Annotated in this window: 10 protein-coding genes and 1 tRNA gene; 3 read left to right on the plus strand and 8 right to left on the minus strand. The window is 59.8% G+C overall.

Annotated elements, in window-relative coordinates; all coding sequences use genetic code 11:
- Positions 1-16: 16 nt before the first annotated feature.
- The 5 genes from R0J92_RS06510 to R0J92_RS06530 form a co-directional block, all read right to left on the minus strand.
- The gene (locus R0J92_RS06510) at positions 17-1,336 is read right to left on the minus strand and encodes a sigma-54-dependent transcriptional regulator (RefSeq protein ID WP_106163494.1); all 1,320 of its coding nucleotides are present in this window, start codon (positions 1,334-1,336) and stop codon (positions 17-19) included.
- Positions 1,333-3,063 (minus strand): ATP-binding protein, encoded by a 1,731-nt coding sequence (locus R0J92_RS06515; RefSeq protein ID WP_411051096.1) that lies wholly within the window; start codon positions 3,061-3,063, stop codon positions 1,333-1,335. The genes R0J92_RS06510 and R0J92_RS06515 overlap by 4 nt, the downstream gene beginning before the upstream one ends.
- Before the next feature lie 69 nt (positions 3,064-3,132).
- Positions 3,133-5,145 (minus strand): TRAP transporter permease, encoded by a 2,013-nt coding sequence (locus R0J92_RS06520; RefSeq protein WP_411051097.1) that lies wholly within the window; start codon positions 5,143-5,145, stop codon positions 3,133-3,135.
- Positions 5,146-5,148: 3 nt separating this feature from the next.
- Positions 5,149-5,616, minus strand: a complete 468-nt coding sequence (locus R0J92_RS06525; RefSeq protein ID WP_411051098.1) for a DUF1850 domain-containing protein — start codon at positions 5,614-5,616, stop codon at positions 5,149-5,151.
- Positions 5,613-6,599 (minus strand): TAXI family TRAP transporter solute-binding subunit, encoded by a 987-nt coding sequence (locus R0J92_RS06530; RefSeq protein WP_411051099.1) that lies wholly within the window; start codon positions 6,597-6,599, stop codon positions 5,613-5,615. The genes R0J92_RS06525 and R0J92_RS06530 overlap by 4 nt, the downstream gene beginning before the upstream one ends.
- A gap of 480 nt (positions 6,600-7,079) precedes the next feature.
- On the opposite strand from R0J92_RS06530, the gene R0J92_RS06535 reads away from it, so the two are divergent.
- Positions 7,080-9,191, plus strand: a complete 2,112-nt coding sequence (locus tag R0J92_RS06535; RefSeq protein ID WP_411051100.1) for a methyl-accepting chemotaxis protein — start codon at positions 7,080-7,082, stop codon at positions 9,189-9,191.
- A gap of 298 nt (positions 9,192-9,489) precedes the next feature.
- Here the strand turns inward: R0J92_RS06535 and R0J92_RS06540 are convergent.
- Positions 9,490-9,573, minus strand: a tRNA-Leu gene (locus tag R0J92_RS06540).
- Between the two features lie 290 nt (positions 9,574-9,863).
- Positions 9,864-11,477: an NAD(P)H-hydrate dehydratase gene (locus R0J92_RS06545; protein WP_411051101.1), complete on the minus strand. Its 1,614-nt coding sequence runs from the start codon at positions 11,475-11,477 to the stop codon at positions 9,864-9,866.
- A gap of 169 nt (positions 11,478-11,646) precedes the next feature.
- Here R0J92_RS06545 and R0J92_RS06550 point away from each other — a divergent pair, with 169 nt between their 5' ends.
- Together R0J92_RS06550 and glnA are read left to right on the plus strand one after the other, a co-directional pair.
- On the plus strand, positions 11,647-11,985 hold the full coding sequence (locus R0J92_RS06550; RefSeq protein WP_106165255.1) for a P-II family nitrogen regulator: 339 nt from the start codon (positions 11,647-11,649) through the stop codon (positions 11,983-11,985).
- Positions 11,986-12,053: 68 nt separating this feature from the next.
- Positions 12,054-13,460, plus strand: a complete 1,407-nt coding sequence (gene glnA, locus R0J92_RS06555; protein WP_106165256.1) for a type I glutamate--ammonia ligase — start codon at positions 12,054-12,056, stop codon at positions 13,458-13,460.
- A 116-nt stretch (positions 13,461-13,576) separates the two neighbouring features.
- Here the strand turns inward: glnA and R0J92_RS06560 are convergent, their stop codons facing one another.
- Positions 13,577-14,023, minus strand: a complete 447-nt coding sequence (locus R0J92_RS06560; RefSeq protein ID WP_411051102.1) for a hypothetical protein — start codon at positions 14,021-14,023, stop codon at positions 13,577-13,579.
- Between the last annotated feature and the right edge of the window lie 76 nt (positions 14,024-14,099).

The raw sequence follows: 14,099 nt of genomic DNA on the forward strand, positions 1-14,099 counted from the left end.
CGATCTAGGCCTTCTGTCACTCTCTATGCGCAGGCTCCGAGGACACTCCGTACCGGCGCATCTTGTCGTTGAGCGTGCGGCGCGGAAGCCCAAGTGTTTCAGCCGCGCGAAGGGTATTGCCGGCATGCGCGTCCAGCACCGCCGCGATCTCACGCGCCTCAAATTCCGCCACACGATCCGCCAGTGTCAGCGGACCGGGTGACGCCCCGGCGCCCTGCGGTATCTCAAACAATCCAAGGGCATAGGCTTCGGCACAGGCCTTCAGCTCACGGATATTGCCGGGCCAGCCCAAACGCTTGAGCTTTTGCTGTGCCTGCCATGGCAATTCGGGGTCAGGACGCCCGTAGCGGCGGGCCGCAAGTTGGGCATAGTGCGAAAAGATCAGGGGAATATCCTCCCCCGCTTCGCGCAAGGTCGGCGCCGCAAGCTCGACCCCCGCCAGTCTGAAATAGAGATCAGAGCGGAACGCATCGAGCTGACGCAATGGCGTTTTCGTCGTCGCGATGACACGGATATTGAGCGGACGTGGCGTGGTGTCACCGATGCGTTCAACCATACGCTCCTGCAGGACACGCAGCAGTTTTGCCTGAATGGCCGGCGACATGGTTTCGACTTCATCCAGCATCAGCGTGCCGCCGTCAGCGGCTTCCAACTTGCCCGCCCGGCCATTCACATCATGGGCGAAGGCCCCTTCGCTATGTCCAAACAGGATGGTTTCGGCCATCGCGTCCGGAACGGCCGCACAATTCATCGCGATGAACGGCTGCTCTGCGCGCGCACTGCCAGCATGGATCGCGCGCGCGGCCAGCTCCTTGCCGGTCCCGGTGTCGCCCGTGATGACCACGTCCAGATCGACCGAGGCCAGCGCTGCGATGCGATCGCGAAAGCTGGCCATCGCGCGTGATTTGCCCAGAATACTGACCCGATCCCGTTCGGCCAGGACCTGCTGAAGGCGCACCACCTCGTTGCGGGCGGCCTGGGCATTCAGCGTGCGTTGAATGACGGACAGCAAATGTGCGGAATCATAGGGTTTTTCCAGAAAATCCTCAGCACCTGCGCGGATCGCCTCAACCGCATGTGCGACATCGCCGTGACCCGTCAACAGAATGACCGGGACGGACAAGGTCTGCTCGCGCAGCGCCTTGAGCAGCCCCATCCCGTCCATGCCCGGCATGCGCAGATCGCTGATCACCATATCAGGCGGATCCGTCAAGGCGGCAAGGACCGCCTCTGCCGCCTCGAACCCATGGACCTCATAGCCCGCAGTTGCCACCAGATCGCACAGCGCCGACAGATGATCTGCATCATCGTCCACAATGTGAATGCAGGCTGTCATCGCGTCTCTTCCTTCTTCTCGGCAATCGGCAGGGCGATAGTGACCCGCGTGCCTTGCTCTGGCGCTGACCAGATATCCAGTGTTCCGCGAAAATCAGTCAGGATCGCCTTGCAGATCGCAAGGCCAAGTCCCAGACCCTCGCCTGTCAGCTTGGTCGAGAAGAACGGATCCGTCACTCGCGGCAGGTCCTGTTCCGAAATCCCGACCCCGGTGTCGCAGACCTTTATGAGGGCCTGATCACCTTCGGTCGTCAGCGTTACGGTCACCGACGAGTCCGGTTTGGCCTCGATGGCATCAAGCGCGTTCAACAGCAGGTTTGCGATCACCTGTTCGACCCGGACGGCCCCCGCCATGACAGGCACTTTGCCCTCCGGCACCTGAATATCGGGCGTGACACCAACCACCTTTGCCCGGGGCAGAACCAGATCAAGCGCCGATTTCAACGGCGTGCGCAGATCTATCAGGCTGAGTTCGGCGTTTTCTTTCCGGGCGAAGCTCTTTAGGTGTTTGGTCGTGCGTTGCATCCGACGGATCATGTCGCGCGCTTTGCCGATCCGGGTCACCGTCGCAGCATCCGGGGGCTTCATGCCCATTTCGGCTGCGGACAATGTTGCCTCCATCGCGGCAAGGGGCTGGCTGATCTCGTGGACGATCGCGGCTGACATGCGGCCCATGGCGGCCATCTTCTCCGCATGGATCAGCGCCTCTTGTGTGGCGCGCAGGTCAGCTTCGGCCTGTCTGCGTGCATCGACCTCACGGGCAAGATCCGCGGTGCGCGCAACAACCATGGCTTCCATCTTTTCCGATTGCGACAGGCGCAAGGCGGTGATCTGGCGACGTTGTTCAAGCGCCTTGACGGTTGCCGCAACCGCAAGCGCCGCCAGCGCGGCCAGCACTGCCCACCCGAAGGCCATCAACTGCAGCGCCCCCAAGGGACGGATCGCGACCACCTGCCCCCCGGTTGCCGGCACCGCTCCGATCCGCGCGATCCAGTTCCGGCCCCGCGCATCACCGCCGACCGGCGGCTCCGTCAACAGAGGCGCGGTTTCGCCCAGCCCGACACCTTCGTAGGCGCGCGTAGTAACAAGCTGCGCCAGAGCCTCCGGCGTCAATTCCACAAGCGGGCGATATTGCCAATCCGGGCGTGCAGACAGGAATACAACGCCATGCTGATCCGCAAGCGCGATGTCCGCCTCTGCCGCGCGCCATGTGTCCTGAAGGATCGAAAGATCCTGTTTCACAGCCACGACGCCCTCGGCACCGCCAACCTCGACCCGCGCGGCGAGGAAATACCCCGGAATACCGGTCGTCACACCAATCGCGTAGAATTGCCCCTGGCCCTCTGTGATGGCGTCCTGAAAATAGGGGCGGAAGGCATAATTTTGCCCGATGTAGCTGCCGTCCGTGTTCCAGTTCGACGCCGCAATCGTGTCACCTTCGGCGTTGATAAGAAACAGTTCCTCCGCCCCGACATGCGCCGCGACCGCCTCAAGATAGGTATTGGCGTCCTGCAAAGGCCCATCGCCCGCAAGCGCGTCGCGGATACGGGCGTCTTCACCAACGACAGCAGGCAGAGCGCGCAAACGCTCCACCTCTGCCTCCACCGCGCGGGTGGTCAGTAACAGCGTTTGATCCAGCTCCCGCCGCGCCGTGTTTACCGCAAGGGTTTGCGCAATGAACCAGACCAGCAGGGCCGACAGCCCCGCCAGCGCCAGAGGGCGCGCCATCTTCATGACCTGAAGCCTGTCATGAAGATGGCGTTTGCGCGGGCGACGTCATCACGGGGCTTCATACCATCACGGATGGCTGAGATCAGACTGGCCGACGGACCCATCCTGTCCAGTCTCCCGATCCCGACGCGACTGCATCCAGTTCAGCGCCAGCAGTGCCACAACAAGAGCCGCACCGGCGATTTCAACCATCAGCTCAGGCCAGAACAAGGCGACAATGCCGGGCATCAGCAGCACCCGCATCCAAAGCTGCATTGGCCGCCACAAGAAGGCCTCGAGCACCGCGGCAAATGCCACCAGCCCAAGAATGGCAATCGCCCCACTCCACAGCACCAGCGGCAGCGGGCCACCGATGATGATTTCCTCGTTGAACACCATGAACAGCGGGATCAGATACAGCCCTTTGGCGTATTTCCACGCCTGAACGCTGGTTTCCATGGGCTTTGACCCCGCGATGGCGGCCCCGGCGAACCCGGCCAAAGCCACAGGCGGTGTCACGTTGCTGTCCTGCGAATACCAGAAGACCACCAAGTGCGCGATCAGAACCGGCACCCCGAACTCCTCGGTCAGGGCCGGGCCAACAAGGATGATAAGCACGATATAGGCGGCGGTCACCGGAAGCCCCATACCCAGGATGAGCGATGCAATGATCACCAGGATCAGCGCGAGCAACAGGTTGCCGCCGGAAAACGCGATCATCATGGCCGAGAATTTCAGCCCCAAGCCGGTCAAACCAACGACACCTACAATGATTCCGGCCACGGCACAGGCCATCGACACCGCAACCGCGTTGCGTGCGCCAAGTTCCAACGCCTCCAGCGTCAGCTCTACGCCTTTGCGACACATGGCAACGAACCGCGCCATGCTGGGTCCCGAGGCTGCGAAATTCCAAAGGGCCCGCGCCGCTGCCGCCGCCATGATCGACAGAATGGCATAAAAGCCCACACGCATGGGCGAATATCCGGCCACCAGCAGCGCCACCAAGGCCACAAGTGGCAGCAGGAAATGCCAGCCTTCGGCCAGAACCTTGCGCGTGCGCGGCAGATCCGTGGCGCTCAGCCCCGTCATGCCCTGCTTGATGGCCGCGATATGCACCAGCAGGTACACCACGCCGAAATAGAGCACTGCCGGGAAAATCGACACCAGCACGATGTCCACGTAAGGCACCCGCGTGAACTCCGACATCAAGAACGCGCCCGCCCCCATCAAGGGTGGCATGATCTGGCCGCCGGTCGATGCTGCGGCCTCGATGCCGCCGGCCTGCGCGGGCCGATAGCCCAGCTTTTTCATAAGCGGAATGGTGAACGCGCCCGTGGTGACCACATTGGCGATGGCCGATCCGCTGATCGACCCCATTCCGGCGCTTGCGATAACTGCAGCCTTGGCCGGACCGCCACGCTGTCGCCCTGTCGCAGCATAGGCGAGATCAATAAAGAACTTGCCTGCACCTGTGACCTCAAGAAAGGCCCCGAACAGCACAAAAACAAAGACAAAAGTCGCCGCAACACCAAGCGGGATGCCAAAGATCCCCTCGGCACCCAATGTCATCTGACTGGCAACCCGTTCCAGCGGGTAGCCGCGGTGGTTCAGAATGCCGGGCATCCAGTCTGACAGGAACGGCAGCTCCCCGCGGGAGCCCGCAAAGGCATAGGCCAGAAAGAAGGCCCCGATGATCGTCATGCCAAGCCCAACGGAACGGCGTGCGCCCTCCAGCACGACAAAGAGGGTCAGAACCCCCATCCAGACATCAATCTGGCGCGGAAAGATCTGGTTGGCGATGATATCGATGTTCATGGGCACCCAGGCCCCGACGGCGATACCACACAGGATCAGCGGCCCGTCGATCGCCCAGCCCAGCAGACCGCGCGGTTGATCCCGGCCGAAGACCGGGTAGATCAGGAAACAGAGCACCAGAATAAAGCCCAGGTGGATGGGCCGCTGGAAAAACAGGCCCAGTGGCTGCACCCCCGCCGCATACAGCTGGAACAGTGAAAGCGCGATCCCGATCACGGCAATCGCCCGCAACAGAAGGCGCGGTTGCGGTGGTGGAACAGGGGTGATGTCGGTGTCTGTTGTCATCAGTCAGTCTTTCCCTCTCAGGGTAATCCGCACCCGCTCGCGCGGTGCCACAGCAGACAGGGAAACGACCTTGTCGCCCACCTGCAGCCGGTGATCGACCGGTCCCGCCCCCGGGCGCAACACATAGGTGTTGCCGGGCACCGGCTCGTCGATATCGAGTATGAAATAGCCACCCTGCCCGTCCGACACCTGTCGTCCGCGCCCGGGAATATGATCCAGCCCCGCCGCGAAGTCCGGCAGATGTGACCATACGAGGACCATCTGGCCCCCGCGGTTCTCGTAGCAATCCGAGACTTCGAACCCTTTGACCGAGTGATGCCACTTTACGCACCACTCACTGCCCTCGGGCACCGAAAACCGGGCGATCTGCTCGTCATTGGGCCGCGTGGCAACAAGCACGTCGGCAGACGCAGGCGCCGCGACGCACAGGAGGAGGGCCAGAAGCCCTCCTCCACCTGGTCTGCCGGTCACGGACGCAGGCGGTCCGGAACTTCGGCGCCGATTTCCTCGAAGTAGCGGATCGCGCCGGGGTGCAGCGGAACCGGTGTCGCATCGAGCGTGAACTCAACGGTGGTCTGCTTCGCTGCCGGGTGCACGGCCTGCAACTCTTTGATGTTGCCGAACATCGCGCTCGTCACCGCATAGACCAGATCATCCGGAGTTTCGGACGATACGGTCAGCACGTTGGGAATGCCCAGCACGGTGAGGTCTTCGTCAACACCCGTATAGGTGCCGCCAACCAGCGTGGTCTTGGCAAATGTCGCATTTGCGTCAAGTGCGGCGGCCAGCTCGTCCTCTGTCAGGGCGATCAATACGATGTCCTGCGTGGTGGAGAGGTTCAGGATCGACGAGGTCGGCGCGCCGACGGACAGGAAGCCCGCATCGATATCGCCATTGGCCAGCGCGTCGGCTGTTTCGTTGAAGTTCAGGCGCTGCTCTTCGATGTCGTCATAGGTGATGCCGTTGGCTTCGAGGATAGCGGAGGTGTTGACCTCGGTGCCGGAGCCCGGCGCACCAATGGACACGCGTTTGCCACGCAGATCTTCCAGCGCGGTGATGCCGCTGCCTTCGAGTGCTACGATATGCACCATATTCGCATAGAGCGACGCCACGCCACGGACCATCGACAGCTGCTGGCCATCAAAACGACCTGTGCCGCTGTGCGCCTGCGCCACGGTGTCCGCCAGACCAATTGCGAAATCCGCATCACCGGTTGCGATCAGGCCCATATTCTCGACCGACGCGCCTGTGACCTCGGCGGTGGCGGAGTAGCCGTCGACATGGCCGTTGATGATCTCGGCCAGACCACCGCCCATGGGGTAGTAGACGCCTCCGGTGCCGCCGGTTGCGATCGAGAGCTGCTCTTGCGCAAGGGCCGGTGTGCCCAGGCTCAATGCGACCAGCGCAGCCGATCCGATCAGGCCCTTAGGCCCGCGAAGAAGTGTAGTAAACATGCTGTCCTCCCAAGACAGGAAAATTATAAGTTCGTCCCGCGTTCCTCCCGCGATGTGCTCAAACTTTCAGAATAGCGAATGAATGTGCACTGCTTTTTGCCGCGGCAGACGACTTCCTTGGCAATCACTCGCCATGGCGCGCGCAGAATTCTGCCATACCGCGTACCGTGCGTCTACTCAAGCGCACCACTCGGACTTGCACGGCAGAGCCACGTAAAACCAAAAATAAATTGACGTGAAAAACGTAAAAAGAAGTCATTTTTCGACAGCACGCCAGGTCAACACCAATTGCCAAAAGAGGTAATTTTAAAATATTGAAATACATTAATTTGGAACGTTTTTCGCTTAATACCTCCAAACGTCAAATGAAACCCCTCGAAACAAAAAGAAAATATTCATCTTTTCGAGGGAGTTTCCCTAAGCGCTCCGTTTTTTGTTTGACGATCTGGTTGCCGTGTTTTTGTTCAAGGGAGATGTTTAATGAAACTCCGACTTCGTCTGCTGATGGTCCTTGTGATCGCACCGCTTTCTGCCTTCGCGGCATATATGCTGTACGATGACGTCAAAGGCCTTGACGCCATAGCGACCGAAGCCAGGTCCACGACGGCCCAAATCGGTCACGGCGTCGCGTTGAGCCAGTTGATCCACAACCTTCAAAAGGAGCGCGGCTACTCCGCTGGCTTCCTCAGTTCAAAGGGCAACCGGTTCCAAGCTGAGCTGCCGGCGCAACGGGACGAGACCAACGCGAGTATCGCGGCAGTCGGAGATCGTGCGCAACACCTTGGAGAAACCCAGCCACGTACTTACGAGGCATTCTCGGAGCGACTCGCCGCTCTTGAGGGCACACGAAACACCGTCGACACGCTGGGCCTCCCCCCTGTTGAAATGGCGAAAGTCTACACGGCGTTGATTGAAGCTACGCTCGACCTGTCTCGCCCGGCGATCGGTGAACATACCGAAACCACGATTGTCAAACTTCTCGAGGTGAAGAACCTGATAGCTGGTGCCAAGGAAAGCGCTGGCCTGGAGCGTGCAATGGGCGCATCCGGTCTGTCCGCTGGCTTCGATTTCGACATTTACGAAAATTATGTGTCGCGGCGCGCGGTGCAAATTGCGTACCTTCGAGAAGCCAACCTCCTTCTCGATGCGGAGGATTGGTACACAGGTCTTTCAGAGATGGCTCCGTACCAGCGCATTCAATCCGCCCGAGAGGCTGTTGCCAGTGGGATGGAAACCGGTGTTTTCTCCCTGAAGCCGAGCGAATGGTTCAACATATCGACATCTTGGATCGATCTTCTGCGAGATGAAGAAATCGAAATGGGGCAACGCGCCTACGATCTGTCCGCACAGGTCGCCGCAAAAGCTGAGCGGAAATATCTTCTCCACTTAGTCGCAGGGATTGCGGTCGGATTGGGAGTTCTGGTTTTTTCCCTGATCGCTTTTGAAGGAATGATCCGACGCATCAAGTATCTTGCGAGCGTGGTCAATGGATTTGCAAGCGGTGAGTATGACGTCTTCATCAAGGATATCGAAGGTAAAGACGAACTGAGTCGCCTCGCCCATGCAATTTACAAGTTCAAGCAGGAAACCATGTCCATGCGACGCCACGCACTCGACTTGGAAGCAGAGCAACTTGCACGAAAAGAAGAGCAGGATTTCGTGGTTGCAGAGCTGAAGGACGGTCTCTCGCGTCTTTCCAAGGGCGAACTGACCGTTTCTTTCGACCAGAATTTTCCAAGCGAATACGAAAGCTTGCGGATTGATTTCAATGCTGCCAGTGCGCGCCTGAATGACGCGTTGTCTGAAATCATGCAGACATCCAAGCGCATTCATCAGAGCTCCGACGACATTCGGTCTGGATCTGATGACTTGTCGCGACGCACCGAAGGCCAGGCAGCCACTCTCGAAGAAACTGCAGCGGCGCTGGAACAGTTGACCGCAAGTGTTCGCTCTGCAGCTGACGGAGCGAGAACAGCAGAGGAAACCACATCTGATGCTCAGATCGAAGCAACGGAAAATGGGACCGTCGTGAAGCAGGCCGTCGCCGCCATGGCGTCAATCGAACAGTCTTCCCACCAGATTTCACAGATCATCGGCGTGATTGACGATATTGCTTTCCAAACCAACCTCCTGGCTCTCAACGCAGGTGTCGAGGCCGCACGCGCCGGGGAAGCAGGCCGCGGGTTTGCGGTCGTGGCATCGGAGGTTCGGTCGTTGGCGCTGCGCTCGGCTGAAGCGGCCAAGGAAATCAAGACGCACATCCAAGAGAGTTCCTCTCATGTTGAGGCGGGTGTCGGCCTGGTCAATCAATCCGGTACGGCTCTGGAATCCATCCTCTCGCGCGTCGAGAACATTTCACAGTTGGTCAAGGACATTGCGGAAAGTGCGCAAGAGCAAGCGATCGGTATTGCCGAAATCAATACCGGCGTTTCCCACCTGGACGCCGCGACCCAGGAAAACGCCGCCATGGTCCAACAGTCCAATTCCACCAGCCACACCCTCAGTACGGATGCCTCTCACCTTGAGGAAATGATCGCACGGTTTGAATTACGCTCCAGTCACAGTCAGCCCCCCATGAGTGAGGTTGCATAGGCGTCAACGCAGCCGTTTCGAAACATCGCACAGCAGGCGGCCCCTCTGCGCTTCGCGACCCGCAAAGCGAGGCGTAGTTTTGGCCTGACCGGTCGAGCAGAGCTGAGACGTGAAGCCTCCCCCTATTCAGCAATGGCTGTGGCTGGCGCTCACTGCATCCGAAGCCCGGAGAATATGCATTCAACGGACAAGCGACCAAAACTGTACAGATCGAGAAAGTTGCAAACTCATCGAAGAGACCACTCTTCGTACACAGGAATCATGCGCCGTAAGTTTGCTCTATGACTGAAAGCCAAAATGGTGCGGGTGAAGGGACTCGAACCCCCACGCCATAGGCGCCAGAACCTAAATCTGGTGCGTCTACCAATTCCGCCACACCCGCACTGCAGCAAGACCAGCGTGCCGCGAGGTCGTTCGATATCAGAGCTTTTTCGGGGATGCGAGAGAAATTCGCCTCGCGACCATCAAAAATCATCCCGGCGTCGAGTGAAAGGCGATTGCGCACAAAGGCATGACACGGTTGGGCCCAATTCCCATCGCAATGCATGAGGTCCTCTTGATCGAGCCCGAAACCTCGAAACATGACCGTTGCAGGCGTTCTGCCATCCTCTGTCCCGGCAACCTGCCAGTGCTATCGGCCGATCGGTTCAATGACGAACTGTAGCCACGGCTCTAACTACAGCGACGCGTCAGGACCTTGGGCAGCTCCTCTGGCAGATCCTCCGCAATGAGACCTGCACCAAATGCCAGCGCGCATTCCACATGCAACCAGGCAGCTGTAGCGGCTGCGTCATGAGGACCCAATCCGCGGGCCAGCAACCCGGTGATGAAACCTGCCAGCACATCGCCGGATCCGGCGGTTGCGAGCCACGGCGCCGATCGCGCATAGACGGCGGCATGAACCGAGCACACACCTGTCGGATCAGCGACCACCGTGTCTGCTCCCTTGAACAACACGCTACATCCCGCACGTCTGGCCGCCTCGCGCGTGGCATCAACCTTTGAGAAAGCGGGGCCCTGTGATGCCGGGGCCGCCAAGCTATCCGCAATGTCGGGGAACAACCGGGCGAACTCTCCAGCGTGAGGTGTCAGCACGCATTGCGTGTGCAGCAGGTCGAACAACTGCTGCGGATCATCGGCAAATGCCGTGAGCGCATCGGCATCCAGAATCGTGGCACGCTTCGCCGCCAAGGCAACAGGAACCAGGTCCCGTGCCCGCTGCTGCCCCAATCCGGGACCCAGGCACAACGCATTGATCCGCTCATCCTGAAGGATTTCGGCGAGCACATCCGCTCCCCCGACGCGTTTCAGCATGACAGCTGTGATCTGACAGGCGACCTCCATCAGCGCCGACGGCGGCACACCAAGCGTGACCAGCCCCGCCCCAACACGCAGCGCGCCACGCGCTGCCAGCCGCGCTGCCCCAGTGCGCCCTGCCCCACCGGATAAGACCAGTGCATCACCGTAAGTGAATTTATGTGCCCCCTGTCCCTTCGCCAACGAGGCCACCTCGGGGGCCGCCATCAACACCGGAGGCGACATCGACCCAAGATCATCGCGCGAATCCAAACCAATAGACTTGACCAACAGCCTGCCGCATCGCGCAGGCCCGTCCGCCAGAGCATGGCCACGCTTTGGCGCGTGGAATGTCACCGTAAGATCCGCCCAGATCCCCCGACCTTCCTCGCCAAGCCCCTTTCCGCTGTCGCTGCACACCCCCGAAGGCAGATCAATCGCTACCGTCTTATGGGTCTCCCCAAGCGCTGGATCCGCTGTCAGTGCAACCAACGGCAACTCCACCGGCCGGGTCAGCCCAATGCCGAACAGGGCATCTATCAACAGATCCGCCCGCTGCGAGACCCGCCTCTCTTCAATCGTTGAGGACGCCAAAGGAGAAACAGCCCCTATCGCACTCCAGCGCAAGTAGCTGGTGTGCGCATCTGTCGGCAATTTCGCAGCATCCCCATAAAGGAACACCTCCACCTCCCAGCCGCGCTCTTTCAGCAATCGTGCGACCACAAACCCGTCGCCACCATTGTTGCCCGGACCACAAAGAACCACTGCCCGCTTCAGCTTTTCAGAAATATCTCGGGGGGCGGCCGCAGGCCGGGGGGCAGAGCCCCCATCCGGCGGCGCCCCAGCGTCCAGCTGGGGCCATTCCTCAATGATCGCCTCGACCACGGCTGCACCGGCGCGCTCCATCAACTCCAGACCAGTGACCTCGCCGCCGTCGATGGCTGCTTTTTCGATCGCTCGCATCTGTGTCGCCGTCAGTAATTCAGTCATCACAAGCCCTCAGGTTTCACAACTGCACATTTTTTAATCCCTCAGATTAAATTTTCATCGCAACGTCTGATTTTTGCACATTCCTGCAGCAGTTGCGCCCGCTTACACATTGTGGCGCTCAGTTGAAAATGATCTGACCATCTTCGACAAGGTTGCGAGGAGCCCAGACATGAAAAAGATCGAAGCCATCATCAAGCCGTTCAAGCTGGACGAGGTGAAGGAAGCGCTGCAAGACGTCGGCGTGCAAGGTCTCTCTGTCATCGAGGTCAAGGGCTTTGGTCGCCAGAAGGGTCACACCGAACTCTACCGCGGTGCGGAATATGTCGTGGACTTTCTGCCCAAGGTGAAGATCGAAGTGGTGCTGGACGACGATCAGGTCGACGCCGCGATCGAGGCCATCGTTGCCGCAGCAAAGACCGACAAGATCGGCGACGGCAAGATTTTTGTCAGCCCGATCGAGCAGGCCATCCGCATCCGGACCGGCGAAGCCGGGTCCGACGCCCTGTAACGGCACGCGACGCCGACACTACTGAACACCCGAAATACATAAGTTTTCTGACGGAGGAAGTACTTCAAATGAGCAAGGAAGCAGTTCTCAAGCTGATCAAGGATGAAGAGGCGGAATACGTCGACATCCGTTTCACCGACCCGCGCGGCAAGCTGCAGCACGTCACCCTGATGTCGGACCAGATCGACGAAGACTTCCTCGAAGAAGGCTTCATGTTCGACGGCTCCTCAATCGCGGGCTGGAAATCCATCGAAGCCTCCGACATGAAGCTGATCCCGGCGACCGAGTCTGCCTATGTGGATCCCTTCTACGCGGAAAAGACCATCTGCATTCACTGCTCCGTGGTCGAGCCTGACACCGGCGAAGCCTATGATCGCGACCCGCGCGGCACCGCCGAAAAAGCCGAAGCCTATCTGAAGTCCTCCGGCATCGGTGATGTGGCCTACATGGGCCCGGAAGCGGAATTCTTCCTGTTTGATGATGTGCGGTTCTCCAACACCATCAACAAGGTGTCCTACGAGGTTGACGCGACCGATGCCTCCTGGAACTCCGATGCGGAATTCGAGACCGGCAACATGGGCCACCGTCCCGGCGTCAAGGGCGGCTACTTCCCGGTGAACCCGATCGACGAAGCGCAGGACCTGCGTTCCGAGATGCTCTCCACCATGAAGCGTCTGGGCATGAAAGTGGACAAGCACCACCACGAGGTTGCGTCCTGCCAGCACGAGCTGGGTCTGATCTTTGACAGCCTGACCAAACAGGCCGACGAGCTGCAGAAATACAAATACGTGATCCACAATGTGGCCCACGCCTACGGCAAATCCGCAACCTTCATGCCCAAGCCGATCGCCGGCGACAACGGCACCGGCATGCATGTGAACATGTCGATCTGGAAAGACGGCAAGCCGCTCTTTGCAGGTGACAAATACGCGGATCTGTCGAGCGAAGCCCTGTGGTTCATCGGCGGCATCCTGAAGCACGCCAAGACCCTCAATGCCTTCACCAACCCGTCCACCAACTCCTACAAGCGTCTGATCCCGGGCTTCGAGGCCCCCGTTCTGCGCGCCTACTCTGCCCGCAACCGCTCCGGCTGCGTGCGGATCCCTTGGACCGAATCCCCGAAGGCAAAGCGCGTCGAGGCTCGCTTCCCCGATCCGGCAGCAAACCCCTACCTGGCGTTTGCAGCGCTCCTGATGGCCGGCCTTGACGGCATCAAGAACAAGATCGATCCGGGCGAAGCCATGGACAAGAACCTCTACGACCTGCCCGCAGAGGAACTGGCCGGCATCCCGACCGTCTGTGGCTCCCTGCGCGAAGCGCTGGAATCGCTGGCATCGGATCACGACTTCCTGCTGCAGGGCGACGTGTTCACCAAAGACCAGATTGAAGGCTACATCGCCCTCAAGATGGAAGAGGTGGAAACCTACGAACACACGCCGCACCCGGTGGAATACCAGATGTACTACAGCTGCTGATCTCTAGAGATTGGGCTGAATTGGAAAGGGCGCCTCATCTGGGCGCCCTTTTTCTATGCTGTCGGACCGGCATGGGGCGCGCGCAAGACGTGCAGCGCAGAGGGGCGCAATCTGGGTCAGTCCACGAATGGGGTCGATCCATCCCAGCCGGCACTGTTTCCTGCCGTGGTGACCGGCACAGGTCCGGAGCTCACATTTTGGGCAGGCATATTTTGGACAGGCACTGCACCCGCAGCCCCCGCTGGTCTGGACGCAAGTTGGTTCTGCAGACTATTCGCAGCTGGCACCGCACCTGCGGCGCAGCGCCCTGAAAAAATCATGTAATCGGGCGACGAGCGTGATCTCCTGATTTCGAAGTCCACAATCGCGCCATCGCCACATTCAAGATCGGAAATCTCTGTTTCGATTTCCTGAGGTGTCCAGTCGGAACCTGCGCTGCCACTGAACCGGCCACTCCCATCACTATCGAATTGCAGTTGATTGCTGGCAGGCACCCCGCCGCAGGCCGCAAGGATCACGCAGCATGCGATCGGTAAAAAGCGTGTAGCCGGTTTTGTAGTCATGACATTTCTCCAGTATGGGTGGCATCTTACGTGCGCACTCCCCTAGCGCAAGAGCTCGCCCCCTCAGATGCAACCG

This window comes from Tritonibacter sp. SIMBA_163 (assembly GCF_046535935.1).
Taxonomy (GTDB): Bacteria; Pseudomonadota; Alphaproteobacteria; order Rhodobacterales; family Rhodobacteraceae; genus Epibacterium; species Epibacterium scottomollicae.